This is a genomic window from Mucilaginibacter corticis (assembly GCF_007558865.1).
Taxonomy (GTDB): Bacteria; Bacteroidota; Bacteroidia; order Sphingobacteriales; family Sphingobacteriaceae; genus Mucilaginibacter; species Mucilaginibacter corticis.
Genome location: NZ_VLPK01000002.1, coordinates 146,847 through 170,192, shown reverse-complemented (window position 1 = coordinate 170,192; position 23,346 = coordinate 146,847). Strand labels below are relative to the sequence as shown.

The 23,346-nt window shown below is 42.1% G+C and carries 22 protein-coding genes; 12 read left to right on the top strand and 10 right to left on the bottom strand.

What is annotated here, in order from left to right; genetic code table 11:
- Positions 1 to 187 precede the first annotated feature (187 nt).
- The gene (locus FO440_RS11410) at positions 188 to 520 is read left to right on the top strand and encodes a hypothetical protein (RefSeq protein ID WP_144248398.1); all 333 of its coding nucleotides are present in this window, start codon (positions 188 to 190) and stop codon (positions 518 to 520) included.
- Positions 521 to 583: 63 nt separating this feature from the next.
- Positions 584 to 763, top strand: coding sequence for a hypothetical protein (locus FO440_RS11405; RefSeq protein WP_144248397.1), 180 nt, complete (start codon positions 584 to 586; stop codon positions 761 to 763).
- 53 nt (positions 764 to 816) lie between these two features.
- Here the strand turns inward: FO440_RS11405 and FO440_RS11400 are convergent, their stop codons facing one another.
- The 3 genes from FO440_RS11400 to FO440_RS11390 form a co-directional block, all read right to left on the bottom strand.
- Positions 817 to 2,514, bottom strand: coding sequence for a sodium:solute symporter (locus tag FO440_RS11400; RefSeq protein WP_144248396.1), 1,698 nt, complete (start codon positions 2,512 to 2,514; stop codon positions 817 to 819).
- Positions 2,515 to 2,622: 108 nt separating this feature from the next.
- Positions 2,623 to 2,814 (bottom strand): hypothetical protein, encoded by a 192-nt coding sequence (locus FO440_RS11395; protein WP_144248395.1) that lies wholly within the window; start codon positions 2,812 to 2,814, stop codon positions 2,623 to 2,625.
- Between the two features lie 99 nt (positions 2,815 to 2,913).
- A complete protein-coding gene (locus FO440_RS11390; RefSeq protein WP_144248394.1) occupies positions 2,914 to 5,418 on the bottom strand; it encodes a PIG-L family deacetylase in 2,505 nt (834 codons plus the stop codon).
- Positions 5,419 to 6,095: 677 nt separating this feature from the next.
- Between FO440_RS11390 and FO440_RS11385 the strand changes: the two genes are divergently transcribed.
- The 9 genes from FO440_RS11385 to FO440_RS11350 all read left to right on the top strand — a co-directional run bounded on the left by FO440_RS11385 (position 6,096) and on the right by FO440_RS11350 (position 14,456).
- Entirely contained in the window at positions 6,096 to 6,650 is a 555-nt protein-coding gene (locus tag FO440_RS11385; protein ID WP_144248393.1) for an RNA polymerase sigma factor, read from the top strand.
- Positions 6,651 to 6,701: 51 nt separating this feature from the next.
- A complete protein-coding gene (locus FO440_RS11380; protein WP_144248392.1) occupies positions 6,702 to 7,619 on the top strand; it encodes a hypothetical protein in 918 nt (305 codons plus the stop codon).
- A 3-nt stretch (positions 7,620 to 7,622) separates the two neighbouring features.
- Positions 7,623 to 8,120: a hypothetical protein gene (locus tag FO440_RS11375; RefSeq protein ID WP_144248391.1), complete on the top strand. Its 498-nt coding sequence runs from the start codon at positions 7,623 to 7,625 to the stop codon at positions 8,118 to 8,120.
- 68 nt (positions 8,121 to 8,188) lie between these two features.
- On the top strand, positions 8,189 to 9,376 hold the full coding sequence (locus FO440_RS11370; protein WP_144248390.1) for an aspartate aminotransferase family protein: 1,188 nt from the start codon (positions 8,189 to 8,191) through the stop codon (positions 9,374 to 9,376).
- A gap of 53 nt (positions 9,377 to 9,429) precedes the next feature.
- A complete protein-coding gene (locus FO440_RS24415) occupies positions 9,430 to 9,603 on the top strand; it encodes a hypothetical protein (RefSeq protein WP_186292649.1) in 174 nt (57 codons plus the stop codon).
- 40 nt (positions 9,604 to 9,643) lie between these two features.
- On the top strand, positions 9,644 to 9,991 hold the full coding sequence (locus tag FO440_RS11365) for a hypothetical protein (protein ID WP_144248389.1): 348 nt from the start codon (positions 9,644 to 9,646) through the stop codon (positions 9,989 to 9,991).
- Positions 9,992 to 10,383: 392 nt separating this feature from the next.
- Positions 10,384 to 12,663, top strand: a complete 2,280-nt coding sequence (locus FO440_RS11360; RefSeq protein WP_144248388.1) for a glycosyltransferase family 4 protein — start codon at positions 10,384 to 10,386, stop codon at positions 12,661 to 12,663.
- On the top strand, positions 12,664 to 13,671 hold the full coding sequence (locus FO440_RS11355; protein WP_144248387.1) for a glycosyltransferase family 4 protein: 1,008 nt from the start codon (positions 12,664 to 12,666) through the stop codon (positions 13,669 to 13,671).
- A gap of 125 nt (positions 13,672 to 13,796) precedes the next feature.
- A complete protein-coding gene (locus FO440_RS11350) occupies positions 13,797 to 14,456 on the top strand; it encodes a hypothetical protein (protein WP_144248386.1) in 660 nt (219 codons plus the stop codon).
- 54 nt (positions 14,457 to 14,510) lie between these two features.
- Here FO440_RS11350 and FO440_RS11345 read toward each other — a convergent pair whose 3' ends face one another.
- The 4 genes from FO440_RS11345 to FO440_RS11330 form a co-directional block, all read right to left on the bottom strand.
- Positions 14,511 to 16,010 carry a glycoside hydrolase family 130 protein gene (locus FO440_RS11345; RefSeq protein WP_144248385.1) on the bottom strand — a complete coding sequence of 500 codons (1,500 nt, stop codon included), beginning with the start codon at positions 16,008 to 16,010 and terminating at the stop codon, positions 14,511 to 14,513.
- Positions 16,011 to 16,147: 137 nt separating this feature from the next.
- On the bottom strand, positions 16,148 to 17,068 hold the full coding sequence (locus FO440_RS11340) for a DUF58 domain-containing protein (RefSeq protein ID WP_144248384.1): 921 nt from the start codon (positions 17,066 to 17,068) through the stop codon (positions 16,148 to 16,150).
- Between the two features lie 68 nt (positions 17,069 to 17,136).
- On the bottom strand, positions 17,137 to 17,457 hold the full coding sequence (gene trxA / locus FO440_RS11335) for a thioredoxin (protein WP_144248383.1): 321 nt from the start codon (positions 17,455 to 17,457) through the stop codon (positions 17,137 to 17,139).
- A gap of 201 nt (positions 17,458 to 17,658) precedes the next feature.
- Positions 17,659 to 18,414: an SDR family oxidoreductase gene (locus FO440_RS11330; protein ID WP_144248382.1), complete on the bottom strand. Its 756-nt coding sequence runs from the start codon at positions 18,412 to 18,414 to the stop codon at positions 17,659 to 17,661.
- A gap of 131 nt (positions 18,415 to 18,545) precedes the next feature.
- Here FO440_RS11330 and FO440_RS11325 point away from each other — a divergent pair, with 131 nt between their 5' ends.
- Positions 18,546 to 18,947: a winged helix-turn-helix transcriptional regulator gene (locus tag FO440_RS11325; RefSeq protein WP_144248381.1), complete on the top strand. Its 402-nt coding sequence runs from the start codon at positions 18,546 to 18,548 to the stop codon at positions 18,945 to 18,947.
- Between the two features lie 64 nt (positions 18,948 to 19,011).
- Here FO440_RS11325 and FO440_RS11320 read toward each other — a convergent pair whose 3' ends face one another.
- Genes FO440_RS11320 through dnaE form a run of 3 tightly spaced genes read right to left on the bottom strand, consistent with a single transcriptional unit; the run spans position 19,012 to position 23,156 of the window.
- Complete coding sequence (locus FO440_RS11320) at positions 19,012 to 19,311, bottom strand: type II toxin-antitoxin system RelE/ParE family toxin (RefSeq protein ID WP_144248380.1); 300 nt, start codon at positions 19,309 to 19,311, stop codon at positions 19,012 to 19,014.
- A 6-nt stretch (positions 19,312 to 19,317) separates the two neighbouring features.
- Positions 19,318 to 19,539, bottom strand: coding sequence for an addiction module protein (locus tag FO440_RS11315; RefSeq protein ID WP_144248379.1), 222 nt, complete (start codon positions 19,537 to 19,539; stop codon positions 19,318 to 19,320).
- A gap of 38 nt (positions 19,540 to 19,577) precedes the next feature.
- Entirely contained in the window at positions 19,578 to 23,156 is a 3,579-nt protein-coding gene (gene dnaE / locus FO440_RS11310) for a DNA polymerase III subunit alpha (protein ID WP_144248378.1), read from the bottom strand.
- Between the last annotated feature and the right edge of the window lie 190 nt (positions 23,157 to 23,346).

Here is a 23,346-nt window from a genome sequence, read left to right as displayed (position 1 = left end):
ACATTTGGTATAGTAATTGCGTTAAAGGGTATAAGCTGGCAATCTTGCCAGTTTAATTGTGATAAGGTTTAGGTTGAATGCCCCTAAGAAGCAAGTTCGAAGGGGCATTTATTTTTTAACCAAGTTTCACATTTATTTTTCCATCGCACACTAAATTCCAATAACATTATTCCTTACTTTTGTTGCAATGAAGTTTTTGGCGATCCTGCAAATTGTATGTATCCTGTTTTTGTCTGCGTATTCAACGAATGCTAAAACGGCTGCGCATACTGCAAAAACTGCCTGCTGCGAAAAATTTGGCAAAACTGAAAAATGCCCAAAGAGCGGACAAAAGCAAAACGATTGCGACGGACATGCTTGCAGCATGTTGCTCACCTGCGGCATTTGCGGTTTCCTTACGGTCGAACCAGTAACAGTTAAACCCGCAACTTTCATTATCCTTAAAGATCCGGTCACCACATACAAAGCCGGTAATCCCGCCGGTTATTTCCCGTCAGACTGGAAACCGCCAAAAGTTTAAATAAATACTTTCAAGGCCATTATGGCTATTACACTATTTATTAAACTTTAATTTAAAAAAATCATGAAAAATATAATTTTAAGCGCAGCGGTATTATTATTTACCGGTGCATCAGTATTTGCAAAACCAACTGTTCCGGCTGTAAAAAAAGCCAAACAAGCTACCTGTACATCATGCAGCAAAGCAAAATGTACAAGCAAATCAACTTGCCCAAAAGTAACAAGCAAGTGCATTTGCAGCTAATATAATTTTCTAAATGCTGAGCCCCTTACCGCCGGTAGGGGGCTTTTTTTGTTTTAAGCGATCTTTGCTTTTTCTTTTGTCAACGGATTGATCATCAAACCGATCAGGATCACTAAAACACACCCGATTGGGTTAAGCCATAAATAAGCTACCCAGCCAAAATATCCCATGATACACATAATGGCCTCGGTTATTACAGCAGCAATAAATACGGCCGTGCCTCCTACCCTTTTTACGTAAAAGGCTACTATAAATACACCTAATATGGTTCCGTATATGTATGAGCCCAATTGGTTAACCGCTTCAAGTAAGTTACCCATCTTGCCGGCATATAGCGCCATGCCAATACACACCAGCCCCCAAAATATAGTTGCCAGGCGTGATGCCGCCAGGTAATTTTTATCAGATGCGCCGGGATTTACTATACGTTTATAAATATCAACCACACTGGTTGATGCCAACGAATTTAAGGCGCTGGCTGTAGACCCCATCGATGCTAAAAACACAATCGCTATTAACAACCCTATCAGCCCTCTCGGAAGGTAATGCGTAACAAAATTCAGGAAAACGTAATTGGTATCGTCGGTATCGGCCTTGGTGTTATTCTTTTTCATCAGGCTGATGCTTTCCTTACGGATATTGGTGACTGCTGAATCTGCTGCTTTCAAGTTATCCTGGGCTTTATCTATACCAGCTTTGTCTTTATTGTCGATGGCTGTGATCAGTTCATTTGCCTTTGCTTTACGTTGCTCAAAAGCGTTGGCGTATTTACCCTCCAAAGCCACATATTGCCCCCCGTATTCGCTTTGTTTGACTTGTTTAACCTCATACTGGTTAAAAAACATAGGCGGTTTGTTAAACTGGTAAAAAGCAAAAACCAGTATCCCTATCAACAGTATGCAAAACTGCATGGGGATCTTTATCAGCCCGTTCATGATCAAACCCATGCGGCTTTGCCCTACCGAGCTACCCGTTAGGTACCTGCCAACCTGGCTTTGATCTGTACCGAAATAAGAAAGCTGCAAAAAGAAACCGCCTATTATCCCGCTCCAGATATTATAGCGGCTGCTTGGGTCAAACTTCCAGTCAATCACATTCATCTTTCCCATTTTACCGGCAAGTTTAACAGCATGCATAAAACCAATGTTATGCGGCAGCAATACTACCACCAATGCTCCCGCGGCAAACATCCCCAAAAAGATAATGCTCATTTGCAGTAATTGGGTGTATGATACCGCTTTGGTACCGCCGTAAACGGTGTAGAAAGTAACCAAGCCGCCTATAAATAAAGTAGTATAAATGGTATTGATATTAAGAATGGTTGATAATATAATGGCCGGCGCATATATGGCGATACCGGTTGACAAACCGCGCTGGACCAAAAACAAGAGCGAGGTAAGCGCACGGGTCTTGAGGTCGAACCGCTGCTCTAAAAACTCATAAGCGGTATATACTTTAAGGCGATGAAATATGGGGACGAACGTGATACAAAGCACGATCATGGCCAGCGGCAGACCGAAATAGAACTGCACAAACCGCATCCCGTCTGAATAGGCCTGGCCGGGCGCTGACAGGAACGTGATGGCACTGGCCTGCGTAGCCATTACCGAAAAACCAATATGATACCAGGATAGCGACCGACCGCCTACCAAAAACTGATCGATGTTTTTATTGGTACCGCTTTTCCATAACCCATATACTACGATGAGCAAAATGGTAGCACCAAGTACGATCCAGTCGGTTACGCTCATTTAAAGTAGAGAGTAATGAGCCAAAAAATGAAAATTAAAAAAACCAGCCATCCGGCTACAATGCCGTAAAACTGGTTCCAGTTACGTATAAATGAAGGCAGCTCAGGATCAGAAATCTTCACTGCTTTTAGCCAATACATGCACAAAGAAGGCTGCAGTTAACAATCCGAAAAGACCACCCACTAATATCCAGATGCATGATACATTGATAATTGCGCCGGTAAAAAGGCCGCTCAATATACCTACCAGGTAATAAACATAATTCAGATCTTCTTTCTCAGCTTTTTGGTGATGTTTCATAATTCTATTTTAGTAGTACCCGCAAAAGTAATTTATTATATGATGTGCCGCAATAGCGTTTTGTAAAAAAAATATAACTATAAGGCAATATTTATCCTATCATTTCGGCTTGCTTAATAAGTTCACAAACAGCCTGTAAGCGCCCGGTACACCGGCAGGCAGTTCCCTGAAAAAATCAAGCGAGGTATAAACAAACCGCCCCTTGCCATAATCGGCAACTATTAATGAGCCGGGGTTTGGCGCTTCGCCCGGGTCATTCATCTGCAGTATGGTTTTGTAGCGGCTGTCAATATTGCTCACAAAATAAAGCCCCCGCTCCTGCACCCATCCTTCAAAATCTGCCTGGTTTATCTTGTTAGGATAGTTTAGTACTGCATTTGCCGGATCAATAAAAGTAACCTTAGCATTCTCGTCTGTAACACGCTGGTTTACCACCTTAAACGGATACGGACCTATCTGGTTTAACACCAGCGGCGAGTACACATTATATTGCACAACCAGGTTACCGCCTTTGTTTACATAGTCCATCAGTTTAGGTTGTTCAACCACCAAACGCTGGTTAATGTTGTAGGCTCGCACCCCGGTAACAATGGCATCATAAACAGAAAGATCGCCGTTCATGATCTCGTTTTCGGTTAATTGGTGCACCTCATAACCTACCTGAGTTAATGCTTCGGGCACTAAATCGCCGGCACCAGGTAAATAAGCTATTTTTTTGCCTGCGGTTTTAAGGTCGATATTGATCAATTTAGCCTCGGCAGGCGGAAACAAAGTTATGGCCGGGATATGGTCATAAGCCACGCGCTGAATGCCCATAGACCAATCCTTACCGCCTGTGTTTACCACCGCTTTCAACACATCATTTTTAGGTTTGCTATCGGTTGGTACAACGGTGAAGGTTTCAACCCATTCGGTTCCCTTTGGCTTGTCTGTAAAGTCTATCTTTTCGGGCGTTATCTTCCAGCCCGCTATTGGTTTTAGGCTGATGCTACCACTTGCTTTGGTAAAGCTTTGCAGTTTTACCTGAATGGTTTGCGGTTTTTCGCTATTAAAAATATAGTCTTTATTCACGATATTGACAGTAACAGGCGGGGCAATTACTATAGGTTCATAAACTTCGCCTTTGGCGGGGTCAACGTATTTGTACATTATTTTACGTTGTATAAAAAACTGCTTTCCGTCCAATTCAAATCTAAACATTGCCCATGGCGAATCCGGATTTTCGGGGTTCCCTACCAACCGTTGGTCAGCAATATTATAGGTACCTAACTCGTGAGGAGTAACCAACCAATATGGTTGGGAAACGTTTCCGGCAAGGTCTTTTAAATTAATACTTTGCAATTGGTTAGCCGCTAATACCACATTCCATTCTCTGCTAAAGTCTGCAGATGCCTTCTTTTGTCTTTCGAGATCCCAGTTTTGTATATCCGGCCATCCGGCGTCGGTAGTAATGTTCCGCAATATTATCCCTTTGCTCCTGCTGATAACCTGGGTAACAATTTTCATGGAGTCGCCTTTAGCGTAAGAAGGTTCCTGTGCGTAAGCTTCAACCCACAATCCTGCACAAGCGGCAATCAGGTCCATTACCTCCGGCGTTTTTTGTCCTATTACATAGTGATCATCAATTTTCTGAATATCAGCCAATACATTCAATAAGCCCGGTACAGATTTTTCAGGGTGCTCCGCATCAAAGTCTTTTTTGATACCGGCCAGTTCAGCCGCGATAGCGTCACCGCCTGCTATCCTGCCCCAGGTAGTATTCACGCCATCCATCAGGTCGTTTACGGGCGCATCGCCCAGTATGGTTTTAAAGAACTCGAACGAACTGCCTCGGGTTTTGGCCGTACCAAAGCCCTGCGTTTTATGGTTAGAGCGGCTATCAGCAGCGACCTCACCATAACCTTTGCCCAGGATGGGATTGTACACGCCTACATCAACCTTAAACTGGTTTGGCGCGGTGGTATTTACATTGCCGAAACTAAAGGTGTTCCACAACAGGCGTTTTACCTGCCAGGTCTGTACATATTTAAGTTGTTCGGGGAAACGTTTCGGATCGGCAGCAGCGGCAAATGCTTCCTGCGCTATAATGGCCGATGAAGTATGGTGTCCGTGACCGCCCTCGCCGGTGGTTGGAAAACGGCAGATCATTATGTCAGGCCTGAACTTGCGGATAACCCATACGGCATCGCCCAATACCTTCTCATGATCCCAGATCTTAAGGGTTTCTTCCGGTCCTTTTGAAAACCCGAAATCATTTGCCCGGCTAAAAAACTGCTCGGCGCCATCAACACGGCGGGCGGCTAAAAGCTCCTGGGTGCGTATCAAGCCTAAAACCTCGCCTTGCTCATTACCTATCAGGTTTTGCCCGCCATCGCCGCGGGTTAATGATAAATAACCCGTGCGGTAATGTTTTTCCTGCGCCAGATAAGCCAGCAGTCGGGTATTTTCGTCGTCGGGGTGCGCGGCTACGTACAATACGCTGCCCAATACGTTTAATTTTTTAAAGCTTTGTTGTATGGTTACCAGGTCGGCAGGTGGCGCGGTTTGCGAAAAGGCCATCCCCCTGATCAGCAAAAACGCGGCGAGTAATAGTATACGCTTCATAGCCAAAGATATTAAAAGAAAACCAGTGTGTATGGCGGCTAAACCGTTATGGCTATTCTTAACAGTAAAATTACATTTGCACGGGTTTAAGCTTTAATACCGGTAGTAAAAACGATGGTTTTCCGGGTATCGCTGCTTTCACCGGTAGTAAAAAATGCTGTTTATCGGGTATTAGGCGTTATGCCGGTAGTAAAAACAGGCATTTATCGGGTATAAGTACTTATGCCGGTAGTAGATTTTTTATTTAAAATATTGATGTTTAATAAGTTAAATAAATACCGACTATTAGTTCTTGATTTTTATCTATCGGCTGTAATGAGCAAGCTGATGTTAAGGTACAGGCGCGATACTTACAAAAATACGGAAAATTGAGCGGTTAAAAAAGGGGAGTGGTATTTACTCACCCCGATCCCGATAGCTATCGGGACTGTGCTCGTCGACCCTCTCTTTCGAAGCGACAAAGAGGGTAAATGAACAAAAATGTATGGACTAATAATTACTCTCGCTTAATAACAGGAGGCCTTTATAGAGTCCACTTTTATTAAAAACGTGTAAAAGCGATTTCCCTGAATTACCCACCCATTTTTGTCATAAACCAAAATTATAATTACTTTAGCGCCGATAGCTGTTTAAAACAAAAACTGTAAATAGTTATTATACAAAAAACTATATTGAACATGCCTACACAGGTTGAAGATGCAGAGATATTAAGTAAGTTTCAGGATGAGCGCACCCGCAACGAGGCATTTAACCTGCTGCTAAATAAATATCAGCAAAAAATTTACTGGCACGTGCGCCGCATGGTTATTGACCATGACGACGCGGACGACCTTGTACAGGATGTATTTATTAAGGTTTGGAAAAACCTGGCCGGTTTCCGTAACGACTCGCAGTTGTACACCTGGATGTACCGCATAGCCAGCAATGAATGCATCACTTTTTTAAATAAAAAGAAACAAAGAAACAATGTATCTATTGAGGACGAGGCGTATAACCTTTCTGATACACTGGCCGACTCGAGCTACTTTAACGGCGACGCGGCACAAAAAAAATTACAGAACGCCATTATAACTTTACCCGAGAAACAACGGCTTGTATTCAACATGAAATATTATGATGATATGAAGTACGAAGAGATATCGCAGGTATTGGGTACCAGTGTGGGGGCATTAAAAGCCTCGTTTCACCTGGCGGTTAAAAAAATTGAGGCTATTTTACTGGCAGAAGATTAAATTTAAAATGTTGTTAAACCTTTTCATCTAAATTTCATCTATAAGGTAATCATGGCAAGGGATATAGAAAATAAAGAGTGGCTGAATGATCATGCAAAACTTAAGCAGGTTAGTACAAAAAACCCGTTTACAGTGCCTGACGGCTATTTTGAGGGATTAGGTGAGCGCATTACATCGGCAATAAAACTGGATGAGTTGAAAAACTCAATAGCTCCGGATTGCTTTACTGTGCCTGAAAATTATTTTGAAGAATTAAAAAGCAACATACAAAGCCGTATTGCTGTTGACGATGCTATAAACGCGCAGCCAACAGGCCTTACCGTTCCTGAAAACTATTTTGACGAACTAAGCAGCAACATACAAAGCCGCATAGCGGTTGAAGAGTTATTGGATACGCAGGATACAGGCCTTACCGTACCTGCAAATTATTTTGAGGAACTGACCAATAACATACAAAGCCGCATAGCGGTTGAAGAGTTATTGGATACGCAGGATACAGGCCTTACCGTACCTGCAAATTATTTTGAAGAATTAAGCAGCAAGATCCAAAGCAGGATAGTGGTTGAAGAGGCATTGGTTAACGCCGAAGATACTTTAACAGTTCCGCAGGGGTATTTTAACCAGTTAAACCAGGACATACTGGCTAAAACGGTTAATAAAAAAGAAGTTGTAAAACGCAAAAGCGCTGTTATCCGGATGCTTTCATCAACCGCGTTCAAATACGCGACTGCCGCTTGTTTTGTAATGATGATAGGTACCGGGGTATTTTTACAGTTTGAATCGCCAAGCGCGGTGCATAACCGTTCTTTCCTGCACAAAGAATTATCAACCATACCGGCAACCGATATCCAGGATTATCTGGAAGAAACTGTTGACGGTGGTGATACACAGCACACTGTATCTTCTGAAAATTTACCTGTAAGCACCGCCGACCTGAAGGCTGCTTTACAAGATTATACCGACCAATAAGATATGACAGTGAATAAGTTGTACCAACATATTTTTGTTATATTACTCATATCATGTGTCAGCCTAAGCGCTTTTTCGCAAGATCTGCGCATGGGTTTCAGGCGGCAGCAGCCCAATAACCGGGTTGTCGAACCACGGGCGTTCAACCCAGGCATGCGTAAAATCCAGGTGGTTAAAGAAGCCTTTATCAGCCAGCAGCTTTCGCTGTCGCGCGAACAGGGGCAAAAATTCTGGCCCATGTACCGCAGGTATCAAAGCGAGCTTTTTGAGGTAAGACGTTTAAAACGCTTAAACAACTCTGACGCGCAGGCAAACGGCGCTGACCAGGTTAAACGCGATCTGGATTACGACGCGCAACTGGTAGAGATCCGCAAGCGTTATAATGACGAGTTTATGAAGGTACTGCCACCCGAAAAGGTGAGCCAGCTAATAAAAAGCGAACGCGAGTTTAACGACGAACTGGTAAGAAAACTGCACGAACAAAATACGCCGGCACCGTAATCAAAATATTTATCGGACAATAAAAGGCTTATCGCATAAAGTGGTAAGCCTTTTGTATTTTTGGCCTTATGTTAACCCTTCGCCAGTTATTTTTAGCCAACAACGCGCAAACCACAGATTTCCCGCTGCTATTGGAGTTTGAACGCGCCGAAGGTGTTTACCTTTATGACAGTGAGGGTAAGGCTTATATCGACCTGATATCGGGCATCGGCGTAAGTAATCTTGGCCATAGCAACCCTAAGGTAATTGAGGCTATAAAACAACAGGTTGACAAATATATGCACCTGATGGTGTACGGCGAGTATGTGCAGACCCCGCAGGTACGTTTCGCCGAAAAGCTGGTATCTGTATTGCCTCAAAATTTACAGTCGGTGTACTTTGTTAACTCGGGTGCCGAGGCTGTTGAAGGGGCTTTAAAACTGGCCAAACGATTTACCGGCCGTCAGCAGATCATCGCCTGTAAAAACTCTTACCACGGCAGTAGTCATGGCGCGCTAAGCGTAATGGGTAATGAGGACTTTAAGCAGGCTTATCGTCCGTTATTGCCGGGTGTTAGCTTTATCAGGTTTAATAACCCTGCCGATCTTGAACTCATTTCCACCCAAACTGCCTGTGTAATTATTGAAACCATACAAGGCGAAGCCGGCATCCGTGTGCCTGATATAACTTATATGCAAGCCCTACGCAAACGCTGCGACGAAACAGGCACACTGCTTATCCTCGATGAGATCCAGGCCGCCCTGGGTCGCACAGGTAAATTGTTCGCCTTTGAGCATTTTGGCATTGTGCCTGATATTTTGTTGCTGGCCAAAGCCTTGGGTGGCGGCATGCCGATTGGCGCGTTTATATCATCCAACAATATAATGGGCGCGCTGAAAGAAAACCCCATACTGGGCCACATAACCACCTTTGGCGGTCACCCGGTATGCTGCGCGGCAGGCTTAGCAGCTTTAGAGGTATTACTGGATGAAAACCTGGTAGCTACCGTTGCCGAAAAGGAAGCCTTAATGCGCAAATTGTTAGTCCACCCCGCCATAAAAGAAGTGCGCGGCAAAGGCCTGATGCTGGCTATCGAACTAAAGGACTTCGACACCAACAAAAAGATAATAGACCGCTGCATTGCCAACGGCATAATAACCGACTGGTTTTTACACTGCGACAATGCCATGCGGATAGCGCCCCCGCTAATTATTACTGCTGATGAAATTGAAAAGGCCTGTGGGGTTATTTTGGAGGCGATCAGTTATTATTGTTAAAGTTCAGTTAATTGGCAAAAAGTTTAAATATCTAAAACGCTATCTTTATTGGTATGGATATCGAGATCGAATATTTACTTGGTTTGTCAGAGAATGACTTTTGGAATAACCTGCCTGAAGAAGTAAAGCAAAGCATAAACAAAGCCAAATCAGAACTTGACCATGGAGAAGGAATTCCTCATCAGCAAGTAATGTCAGATATTAAAGCCCGTTTTCTGAACAGATAGTATTATCCCAACTAAGGGTAATAGTTGATGTATATCTTATATGAGCTTTAAAACACACCAAAATAAAATTACATTAAACAATGGATATTCAATTGATTTTGAATACCCAATCAAAGAAGCTCTGCTTTTAGAAGATGTCATTATAATTTTAATAGAGGCTCCGCCTAAAATTATATATAATCATAATGTATTTGCTATAAGTTCGACGGGGGACTTTCTTTGGCGAATAGGCGAAGTTCAACTGTATTATTGGGGATCGAATAATTGCCCATATATTGGCGTGGAACTCAATAATAACAATGAGGTGGTGCTATTTAATTGGTGTGATACTGCGGTAATAATTCAGCCAGAAACGGGTGCAGTTATTAGAACTTATCAAACCAAGTAGTTAAACCGCCATATTTCTGATGACGCTATGTTGTCAGTTTTTTGTCCCATTTTGTCCCACCATTTTCTGTTAAAAATCTATATTTCAATATTTAGTTAAAATAACTGTCCCACTTGTCTCATCTGTCTCACACTCGCGTGGGACAGCGCAATATAAACGCGTGCTTATTTCCATAAATAACTTCGAACAATCGCAATGTAACAAAAGGGTTACCATACGTTGAGATGGTACTTTGGTATGGTTTATGCAAAATGTAGGTTATACTGCTAAAAAGTGCATTTTATTAAAGGAAACAGGCTTTTCATGGAGTAATTGCACCTTTTTCAAGTCAGTATACTATACAACAAAACAATTAGTATACCATGACCCCGATCAAAACACTACCAAAAAATATGAAAATAGCATACATCTCAACCTATCCACCTCGCGAATGCGGTATTGCAACATTCAACAACAACCTGATGAAAGCCATCGGTTCTAATTTCCCTGAAAGAAGCAATGTGCTTAAAGGTGATTTTGTTGTGGCTTTGACAGATTCTGAAGATATCCACGAATATGAATACCCCGACGAGGTGAAGTATGTTATCCGCCAAAACCATCAAAAAGACTATATCAGAGCAGCCAATTATATCAATACCAGCACTGCCGATGTATGTATCATGGAGCATGAATTTGGTATTTACGGTGGCGAAAGCGGTATCTACATACTACCGTTAATAAACAGGTTAGAGAAACCCTTAATATCAATTCTGCATACCATACTAAAAGATCCCAGCTATGTACAACGTGTTATTATCCGTGAGATAGCTGAGCAATCGTCAAAAATAATTGTGATGAGCCAGCGGGCGGTAGAGTTTTTAACCACCATATATGATATCCCAATTGAAAAGATCCAGATCATTGAGCACGGTGTACCTGATCTGGAGGCACCCGAAGACAACCCTATAAAGAATATAATTCCGTTTAAAAACCGCCGGGTACTATTAACGTTCGGTTTGATCAGCCGTAACAAAGGTCTGGAAACTGTGGTACGTGCCTTACCGCGTATTGTAAAGGACCATCCGGACGTGGTTTACGTGGTATTGGGCAATACGCACCCGGGGGTAATTAAGAATTCGGGTGAGGAATATCGCGATCATTTAAAGACACTGGCCAATCAGTTAGGCGTATCGCAAAACCTGGCGTTTGTAAACAAGTTTGTTGCCGAAGAAGAACTGATCCAATACCTGTCGGCAGCCGAGATCTACGTTACACCATACTTGAACGAAGCACAAATAACCAGCGGAACGCTGTCGTATGCTGTCGGTGCAGGATCAGCCGTGGTATCGACCCCATACTGGCACGCGGTTGAACTTCTTGACCATAACCGTGGCCGTTTGTTCGATTTTAAAAATGCCGATGCCCTAGCAGACATTGTGATTGAATTGCTTGACCAGGAACGCGTACTTAATGAGTTAAAGCAAAACGCTTACGAATATGGCTTACATTTACGCTGGCCCGCAACAGGCGCCGAGTTTATAAAAGTTGCGCAAGAGGCGTTATATGAGCATGACTACAGGGACAAGATCCTGAAAAACAGCATTGTTGACCCTGAAGTTATGCCTAAGTTTAACCTTGCACACGTATTGCGATTAACGGATGACACCGGCATAGTACAACACGCCAAATATGGCATACCTAACTTGAAAGAAGGGTATTGTTTGGATGATAACGCAAGAGCGCTGATCATGGCTATTATGGCCCACAAACGCAGCAACAGCAAAGAGGCATTTGAATTATTGCCTATCTACCTGAGCTACATTCACTATATGCAAACGGATGACGGTAACTTCCGTAACTTTTTGAGCTTTAGCAGGCAATATTTGGATGAGGTTGGTTCAGAAGATTCGTACGGACGTACCATTTGGAGTTTGGGTTATCTGATTGCTTACGCGACAAGCAATTCTTACAAAGAGTTTGCTACCGAAATATTCCAAAAATCAATACCGCATTTCAAATCATTAAACCATTTGCGCGGTGTAGCCAATACGGCTATAGGTGTGGCACTATACCTGCAGGTACACCCTACCGACGAAGGCATGGTAAATGAGTTGGTAAGACTGACCAACCCATTGGTTGAGGCCTATGAAAAAAACCGCTCTGACGATTGGGAATGGTTTGAAGACAGCATGACCTATGATAATGCTATTTTACCATTGGCACTGTTGCATTCCTGCCAGATAACCGGAAATGAGCGGGTAAGAGAAGTCGCATTGAAAACCATGTCCTTCCTGGATAACCTTACCCTGTCAAACGGATATTTAAGCCCGGTAGGCAATGAAGGCTGGTACCAACGCGGCGGTAAATTCCCGATCTATGATCAGCAGGCTATTGAGACAATGGCCATGGTGCTGATGCATTTCCAGGCTTACCAGTTATTCCGTAAGCCGGAGCATATCGAGAAAATGTTCTTGTGCTATAAATGGTTCCTGGGCGAAAATACCCTACGCGCGCCATTATATGATCACGAAACCAAAGGCTGCTGCGATGGCTTATTACCAACAGGCATCAACCGTAACCAGGGTGCAGAAAGTACTTTAGCTTATTTAATATCGCACTTAACCGTATTGCAAGCGTTTGAGCTGGAGTATGAGTATAACCGGTTCTCGCAAAAATTGGTAAGTGCCAAATAAATGAAAGCAGCCGTATTATCTCCCGTTGCCTGGCGCACACCGCCCAGGCATTACGGGCCGTGGGAGCAGGTGACTTCAAACATAGCCGAAGGTTTGGTTAAATTGGGGGTTGATGTAACACTTTTCGCCACAGGCGATTCTATAACCTCGGGTACCTTAGCATCCGTTTGTGAAAAGGGTTACGAAGAAGACCGTACGCAAGATGCCAAGGTATTGGAGTGCCTGCACATCAGTAACCTGATGGACAGGGCTGACGATTTTGATATCATACACAACAATTTCGACTTTTTGCCCCTCACCTATTCGGGGTTAATAAAAACTCCGGTTATTACTACCATACACGGATTTTCGTCGCAAAGGATAATTCCCGTTTATAAGAAGTATAACCATATAGGCTATTATGTATCCATCAGCAATAGCGACCGCAGTGCCGAACTTGATTACTTAGCTACGGTTTACAATGGCTTAGATACCAGGGACTTTGTTTTTAACGATAACCCGGAGGATTACCTGCTTTACTTTGGCCGTATCCACCCGGATAAAGGCACCGCCGAAGCGATAGAGATCGCCAAAAAAAGTAAACGTAAACTTCTGATAGCCGGTATAGTGCAGGACGAAGGCTATTTTAAAGAAAAGATAGAGCCGCAATTCAGCGATCAGATAGAATATATTGGCAGTGCCGGTCCTGACAAACGCAATGCCTTATTGGGCAATGCACTGGCGCTGCTGCACCCTATTAACTTTAATGAACCCTTTGGCCTAAGCGTAGCCGAAGCCATGCTTTGCGGCACACCGGTTATTGCCTTTAACAAAGGATCAATGCCAGAATTGATCAAGGATAATGAAACCGGCTTTCTGGTTAATAATATCGACGAGGCTGTAAATGCCGTTGAGCGCTTAAAGGATCTTAAAAGAGAAGATTGCTATAACTGGGCCACCGCGCAATTTTCGTGCGATAAAATGGTGAGCGATTATTTGAAGTTGTATCAGCAGATATTGGGACGTTAGTAAATCTTATTAACAAAATTTGATTTGTACGATGAAAGCCTGGATGCAAACAATTGCCCTTTTATTGTTTAACTATTTCTTTTGGCCCTGATTTTACTATTTTAGAAGCTCAATGCCTTATCATTATGCTAAACAAATATTTGACCTTATCCTTGCTTTTTTTAACGTTATGTATTTTAGCTTGTAAAAAAGATAAAAGCACAGATTATGCCAATGTTGTCTTTCCACATAAATTGTATGTTACAGGCGTAACGCAAAAAGGAACGATAAGGGTTTATACAGCTAATGGCGAAATAACTGATATGGCCTTAAAGAATAAGTTCATAGGGAAAGACAGTACATATTTCAATTTGGCCTACCAACCAAGCGACACCAGTTCAATGACGTTTATCGATAGAGATACCGCCATGTTTTCCTCATCAACTCTAAAATACGCGGTTACCAAAAACATCACGCAGTTTTTATTTACTTCCAAATTTCGCTCTCCGCTTAATAAAAGCGATTTTATATACAATCTTCTCAAGTATCATGACCCTGCACCAGCATCAATCAATGGGGCTGTTATTGAAGGAGAAGTGCGTGTGGGCTATGGTGATTATAACAATTTATCGTTCTCGCGTTTAAGTTATAAAATAGTAAGCTCCTCTTCTTTTCAAAATGTTTTTCAATATAAATCGAGCGCAGGTGCTTTGTTTAATGAGTTTAACAGCTCGGTAATAACCCAATTAAAAACCAACGACACTTTGGCTATACAAGAAGCTGCTGTAGTGCTTAAAAGCAGGTAACCATATAATGCAAACACAAGGCCTGATTTTTCTACAGCCTCGTGATTTCATAATTTAAACTGCTACCTGCTTCTTTTCTTTTTTAGTTACTATCGCATCTTCTTTAAACTTAGCTATCAGCTCGTCCAGGTCAATCTCGGCAAATGAGGTCGAGTAATCAGACAAGCCATACGGGATGATCAGCTTATTATTATTAATGATCGATCCGCAGGAGTAAATCACGTTAGGTACATAACCTTCGCGTTCATCGCTATTCGGTATCAGTATCGGTTCTCTGAGCCTGCCTATTTCAACTTCCGGGTCTTCAAGCTTTAATAAGCTTGCCCCTAACACGTAACGACGCATTGGACCAACGCCATGGGTAATTACTATCCAGCCGTGCTCGGTCTCAATCGGCGACCCACAGTTACCTATTTGCACAAACTCCCAGCTAAACTTAGGCTTTTGCAGCAGTATTGGTTTCTCCCATATATTGATCTTATCCGAATACATGATATAATTATTACACCCGTCAATGCGCGAGATCATCACATATTTACCGTTTACCTTCCGCGGGAACAAGGCCAGGTTTTTATTCTGCGCACCCGCTCCGTATAACGGCATGATCTTGAAGTTATAAAAATCGGTGGTTTGCAATAATTTTGGCATGATCAGGGCGCCGTCATAAGCGGTATAAGTTGCATAATAAATACAACTACCGTCGTCAGTTATAAACTCAACAAAACGCGCGTCCTCAATACCTTTACGCTCGTACTCTGATATAGGGAAGATCACCCGGTCTGATATATCGGTATCTAATGAAAATACAATCTCGTAATATGAGTCGGCCAGCCAAAGCACTTTATCATACTCCAATTTTTTCATATCGCTTTCCTGCAGCTTTTGCGAATCAATAATGATGCGCCTCAGGTTCGAGTATTCAAAATGGTGATCAAGCTTAGCCTCAAGCTCATTCAACACATCAATGTTTATCTGGGTGATAGCAGCTTTATCAAAAAACAGCTTTTTGTTATAAACCGCGTTGCGTACTATTTCGGCCTCATCAATATAATTACCGGCAGGTAATACGGTGATCTCATTGTTCTTATCGATGAGTGCACGACGGAACGTAATAGACGAGATATGCCCCTCGCCCACTGCCCTGAAACTCATGATCACCCTGCGCTCGCCTTCAGAAAGCTCGGTCTGATCAGGATCCTGGATAATAGACGGATTAAAGAACGCCGCAGATTCAATAGAGTATTCGTGCGTAAAATAAGAGCCTATTAACAGTTTACGGTACACAGTAAGTGTATCATAATCAATATTCAATTCGGCTAAAAGTGGTTTTAACTTGCTGCAATGCCTGTTTAAAACACGGGTAATATTACGGTGGCGTTTAGAGTATTCCTGCAATAATGGAGAGATGATACTGAAAGCCTCTTCTTCACTTATACTGATAACACGTTCAAGTACTTCTTTGGCCCGGTCATTCCCGTTAAAAAAGAATCTTGCAATTACACGCTTGGGATCTGGATTAACTCTTACTGGCTTACGTTCGACAGATAACTTCATATATAAATAATACGTTTTATGATTAACACAAACTTGTATGAATTGATTTGCTTAATTTCTTTTTTATTGATGGCAATTTGTTGACGGAATTAATAAATGAATGTTTGATCAATTAACAACAGATTGCTCACCAAAAATCAAACCATACTATTGCGTTTAATAAGATATGATTTTAAGATACTGTAGTATCCATCCTGTATGGCGGCGTCAACCATATCAATATGGTATTGCGCGCATTTTAGTTCGAGCTGGTGTTTGTATTGCTGCAATGAGTTTTGATAGGCCTGGCGGATCTTACCCGGATGCACCTTTACTTCATCGCCGCTTTCTATATCAATAAAGTGGTGCGGGCGGTTGTCAAAGTTAAAGTCCAGCTCTTTTTGCTTATCATTAACATTAAAGATCACCACCTCATGTTTGTTATATTTTAAATGCTGTATGGCGGCGAATAACGCGTTCATTTTTTCAATATCCAGGTTATTTTCCAGCATATCGCTGAATATGATCACCAATGACCGTTGATGGATCTGTTCGGCAACATGGTGTAACACCGAGGTGATATTTGTTGATGTATTGATCTTAGGCTGATTATATTGTTTTTCCAGCTCGGCATACAAGTAAAACAAATGCGCCGAGGTTGATTTTACCGGGCTTATCCATTCAAGCTTATCAGTAAAAAGCCCGAGTGCAAAAGCGTCACGCTGTTTTTTAAACAGGTACATTAAGGATGCAATGGCGTAGATAGAAAACTGCAACTTATTTAACCCTTGCTGCGGAAAATTCATGGACGATGAGGTATCCAGCAATAAATAACAGCGCAGGTTGGTTTCTTCTTCAAACTGCTTTACAAACAGTTTATCGGTGCGGGCCATTAATTTCCAGTCGATATTTTTTACCGACTCGCCATTATTGTACAACCGGTGTTCGGCAAACTCTACAGAAAACCCGTGGAACGGGCTTTGATGTAAACCTGTTATAAAGCCTTCAACTACCTGCCGGGCCAAAAGCTCCAGGTTAGCCAACTGCCGTATCTGCTGATCATCGTTTAGTTGCGACATATTATAAAAGTGCAAAAAAAAAGCGTTACAACATTGTAACGCTTTTTGAAACTTTAATTATATAATAGTTAAGCTAATTGCTTATCTAATTTGCCGGCCAATACTGATTTTGGAACGGCACCAATTTGTTTATCTACAATCTCGCCGTTTTTAAAATATAATAAAGCAGGGATATTGCGGATACCATATTTTACAGATATACCAGGGTTGTTATCAACATTAACTTTGCCTACAACTGCGGTGTCTGCATATTCTTTTGATATTTCTTCAACTACCGGACCAACCATACGACACGGACCACACCATTCTGCCCAAAAGTCAATCAATACAGGTTTATCTGATTTAAGCACAAGCTCATCAAAGTTTGCGTCTGTTATTTCTAAAGCCATGATCTTTTTAATTTATTGTTATTGTTTAACAAATATGAGTATTCAAATTGCTTGCCACAAATACATATATGACATTCTGACAAAGAAATTACTAACATATGCCATATTTATACACTTTGATTTTGGGGTGACATTTTTGTCAGAGAAAACGCCGGCCTTTTTTCAAAACCGGCGCTTTAGTACTTGAATACTATTATGTAATTATAAGGTAGACATACCGCCATCGGCTATCAGCTCGGCACCCAATAAAAATGTTGAGTCGTCTGATGCAAAGAAGGTTACAATTTTTGCCAGTTCTTCTACTGTTCCAAATCTGCCTATCGGGATCTGGCTGATAATGCCCTCACCCATTTTTGTTAGTTGTTCATCACTAATACCCAGTTTTTCTGAACTATGTAATGGAGTACCTATCGGGCCGGGGCTTACTGAGTTTACCCGTATTCTTCTTCCTGTTAATTCTGCCGATAAGTTTTTAGCTAACGATAATAAGGCTGCCTTACTTGCGGCATACACACTTGCGCCCGGCATACCAATATGCGCGTTAATAGATGTATTTAAAATAATCGATCCGCCATCGTTGATCAACGGCAACAATTGTTGCAGGCTAAAGTAAGCACCTTTAAAGTTGATATCCATAATTTCATCAAACAGGTCTTCGCTCATTTGGTCGGCAGTATTAAACTTTGCTATGCCCGCATTGATAAATACAATGTCGATATTTGGTGTAATAGCCCTAATTTGCTCACCTAAGGTACGTATTTGGTTAATATCGGCGCTATCTGCAATTACGCCATGAGCGTTATCACCTAATGATGCCAATGCTTCATTTATTGACTGCTGATTGCGTCCGGTGATGATTACTTTTGCACCTTGTGCTATAAATTCTTTAGCTGTGGCCAGGCCTATACCACTGTTTCCGCCTGTAATTACTGCTGTTTTATTAGCTAACTTTTTCATTATATTTGTTTTTATAGATCAAATATAACCACAGGCAAGAGATCCGTCAAGAATGCACAAATTAGTGTGAAACGCACCTTTTGGTTGGTTATGGGCAGAAATGATTTAAATCAATTTTCGAGTTTTGTAAGATGACAAAAAAAAGACAGGTAGATTATTCTTGCTCGATGGAAGCGGCGCTAAGTGTGATAAGCGGCAAGTGGAAATTGAAGATCTTAAACCAACTGCGCAACGGCCCAAAACGTTACAGTGAAATAAACCGCGGTATTAGCGGTATGACAGAAAAGATGCTTTCGCAACAGCTACGTGAGCTTGAAGAAGACCAGATAATCACCCGCAAAATATACCCTGAAGTACCACCACGCGTTGAATATACCTTTACAGCGCTTGGCCTTGAGATGTCTGTTATCTTCAAATCGCTTGAAGTGTGGGGAAACCATTTTACCAATAACAACAAACCCGATGGCGAAGCAAAAGCCATTGACGAAAGCTGCTTTATCCTTAATAAAGAGGTACTGACCGAAGCCAAGTAATTATTAGTTCAATACCGGTGCAGAATTAGTTACGCTTAAAATATCCTTTGGGGTGCCAATAATTTTATGTGCGATACTTCTTTTTAGGATTTTTGCTTGTATGAAATATAGAAACAATATAGATAAAACCCCTCTCTTTGTTGACTTTGTAAACTACTAAATAAGGGAATATATCAACATTGCTTTCGCGATAATTACGTTTTTTAACAGGATAATGCTCAGGCTTTTCTTTTATAAGTTGAAGTTGTTCTAAAACAGCATTTTTAAATCGATGACCCAGGCCAACAACTTTTTTCTCATACCAAACGCAAGCTTTTAAATATTCCTTTTCTGCTTCGGGGTGCAGAATAATTTCGTATTCCAAAGATTTTTAGAATTTGGCTTTTAATTCCTCAAGGGTTACACCTTTTACTTTACCGCTTTCCAATTCATCCATGCGTCGGTCTAATTCATTAAGAAACTCTTCATCCTCCCAAATACCAACATTTTCCATTACGCCGTCTTCTATCATTGAGTAGATAGCTTCAAGTTTCTTCTCGTCAGCTATATCAATAAAATCGTGTAGTTTCTCTCTAATTACTGCAGTAGTCATACAATATCCTCCAACCCAAATTTAATTATTTTAAATTATCAATTTAACACCGGCGCAGAATTAGTTACGCTTAAAATATCAGCCATCAGATCATCGCTTGGATTTACCCTGTAGCTTTTTGACGGCATGTCGATCAGCATGGCTTCATCCCTTATTTTGAACCTAAGCAGGCAGTTTTTCATCGGGTAGCGTTGATTATTAGCTTCAATAACATCCTGGATGTTATTTAAAAGCTGATCATTAAGCGCATTAAGTTCTAAAAACACGGTTATTGATTTCGTGAGTTTGTCACGCATCTCAGACAGTAGCCCCATGGTGCTGATACGCAGATCCCAGTTATCTTTTTGACGAAATTTCTCTTCGATACTTCCTTTAATATGCAGAAAGTAACCGTTAACCATCAGCGCTTTGTGCTTGATATAATCATCGCCAAACATGGCAAACTCGTACGATTCGTTGTAATCCTCTAACACAAATGTGCCAAAGGGCTTACCTGTCTTGGTCATTTTATGTTGGGCATTACCTACCAGGCCGCCAATAGCCAGTTCACCTTTTTTACGCAGTTGTGCAAAGGCATTAGCTACATCTTCACCGCCTTCGCCCGAGCGGGCTTTTTGCATAGTTTTCAGGTCGCTGATATTAGCGTTGCAATAACGCTCAAGTTCAAGCTTATAATTGTCAAGCGGGTGCCCGGTTAAGTATATGCCGATAACTTCTTTTTCGTATTTCAGCTTTTCAATAAGCGGCCACTCCTCGGCATCGGGCATCGTTGGTTCAGGTATGTATGAAGCAACCGTGCCCCCAAATAATGAAGATTGTGAGGTAGTTTGCGTATTCTGGTAATCGTTAGCGTATTTTATCAACCGTTCAACACCGCTCAAAATACCATTTTCGGTTTTGGCAAAAAATTGCGCACGGTTAAGGCCAAAGCTGTCAAATGCGCCGCCATACACCAAATTCTCGTACGATTTACGGTTTACGTTACGGGTATTTGAGCGCTGTGCAAAATCATAAACCGATTTATACGGGCCGCGTTCAATACGTTCTTCAATTATGCTTTCAACCGCCTTATCACCTACGCCTTTAACACCGGTCAATCCAAAACGGATCACACCATTTTTACTGGCAGTAAATGACAAGTAGCTTTCGTTAATATCAGGCCCCAAAACTTCAAGGCCCATTCGGCGGCATTCTTCCATAAAGAAGGTGATCTTCTCCATGTTGTTCTGGTTATTTAAAACCGCCGCCATATATTCTGACGGATAATGCGCTTTTAAATATGCTGTCTGATACGCCACAAAGGCATAACAGGTAGAGTGCGATTTATTGAACGCGTATTGCGCAAATGCTTTCCAGTCGGTCCAGATCTTGGTCAATTTATCTTTGGGATGGCCTTTTGCCATTGCCCCGTCCATAAACTGGGCCTCCATTTTGTTCAATACCTCAATTTGCTTTTTACCCATGGCTTTACGCAAAACGTCGGCATCGCCTTTACTAAAGCCGGCCAGTTTTTGCGACAAAAGCATCACCTGCTCCTGGTACACGGTGATACCATAAGTTTCGCCCAGGTATTCTTCCATATCCGGCAAATCAAACTCAACCGGCTCATAGCCGTGTTTACGTTTAATAAACGAAGGTATGTATTCTATCGGCCCCGGACGGTATAGCGCGTTCATGGCTATAAGATCTTCAAACTTATCGGGCTTCAGATCGCGAAGGTACATCTGCATGCCGTCACTTTCAAACTGGAACGTACCATTAGTATCGCCACGCTGGTAAAGCTCGAAAGTTTGCTGGTCATCAAGCGGGATATAATCGATAGAGATCTCAACACCGTGATTTTGTTTGATTAGCCTTAATGCATCTTTCAGGATGGTCAGGGTTTTCAGGCCCAAAAAGTCCATCTTGATTACGCCGGCATCTTCAATTACACGGCCGTCATACTGGGTAACAAGCAGATCAGAGTCCTTAGCAGTTGCTACCGGTACAATATCCGTCAAATCATAAGGTGCAATGATGATACCCGCAGCGTGCACACCAGTGTTACGTACAGAGCCTTCCAGTTTCTCGGCCTCACGCAGTACGATACCCTTAAGGTCTGTCGCCTTATAGATCATCTGTAGCTCGGGCACCTGTTCAATGGCCTGTTTTAAGTTGATACCTAAAGTTTCAGGCACCAGTTTCTTTAATGCCGTAACGTCAGACAGCGGCATATCCAGCACACGGCCTACGTCCTGGATACTGGTACGCGCGGCCATAGAGCCATAGGTAATAATTTGCGCTACCTGGTTCTTGCCATATTTATCAACTACATAATCAATAACTTTTTGGCGACCGGCATCGTCAAAGTCCGTATCAATATCGGGCATTGACTTACGATCCGGATTCAGGAACCTCTCGAACAGCAAATTATACTTCATCGGGTCGATATTGGTGATGCCTGTACAATAGGCCACAACAGATCCAGCCGCCGAACCACGGCCCGGCCCGATAAATACTCCGATATCACGGCCGTGCTTAATAAAGTCGGCCACAATTAAAAAGTAGCCGGCAAAACCCATAGTACGGATGGTAAACAGCTCGAAGTTGATACGTTCTTCAACTTCGGGGCTGATATCTATATAACGCTCTTTAGCACCGGTAAATGTCAGGTGCTTCAAGTATTCCCACTGGTTAAGCGTATCCGCGTCGGCAGTGGTATGGATCTTAAATTCTTCGGGGATAACAAAGTTTGGCAGCAGGATATCGCGCTTTAGCTTCAATACTTCTACCTTATCAACTATCTCATTGGTATTATCTAAGGACTCAGGTAGGTCATGGAACAACTTGCCCATTTCTTCCTGCGTCTTAAAATAAAACTGGTCATTAGGGAAACCAAATCTGTAGCCTTTACCGCCTTCCTCATCCGTCGCTATCGGCGTGCTTTGCATGTCGCCCGTGTTGACGCACAATAAAATATCGTGCGCGTTCGAGTCCTGTTGATCCACGTAATGCGAATCATTTGAGCAAATAACCTTTACGTTATATTTCTTGGAGTAAGTAAGCAGTACCTTGTTGATGATCTCCTGCTCGGGGATCTCATGGCGTTGCAATTCGATGTAATAATCCTCGCCAAAAAGGTCAAGCCACCACTTAAATTCGGCTTCCGCTTCTTCAGGCGTCCCTCTTAAAATAGTTTGGGGTACCGACGCACCAATGCAACAGGTAGTAGCTATCAATCCTTTATGGTGCTTTAATATCAGCTCCTTATCAATACGCGGCCACTTGCTGTATAACCCCTCCATGTAGCCGTAGCTGCATAGTTTTACCAGGTTTTTATAACCTTCGGGATTTTTTGCCAAAAACAACTGGTGACGGCGGACATCCTTTTTTTCTTTGGTAAATTGTTTTTTATGCCTGTCTTCAACAACATAAAACTCGCAGCCTACAATGGGTTTAACATTATGCTTGCCCGCCTCGGCAACAAACTTAAACACACCAAACATATTACCGTGGTCGGTAATGGCCAGGGCCTTCATGCCATCGGCTGCTGCTTTCTTATAAAGCTTTGATATATCTGCAGCACCGTCAAGTAATGAAAATTGGGTATGTACGTGTAAGTGCGAAAAATCGGGCATCTCTGATCGTTAATTTTTGGATAAATACAAATCTACCAAAAAACGGGGTCGCGTTTATAGTTGTTGAAAACTCAAAATTGAGCTTATTTATTGCACAAAAAAGCACGATTATGCCATTTTACGGTAAACATTTAGCTTATTTTTTGGTTAAAAAGAGAGTAGTAACAGTATCACCTCTGAAAAATATATA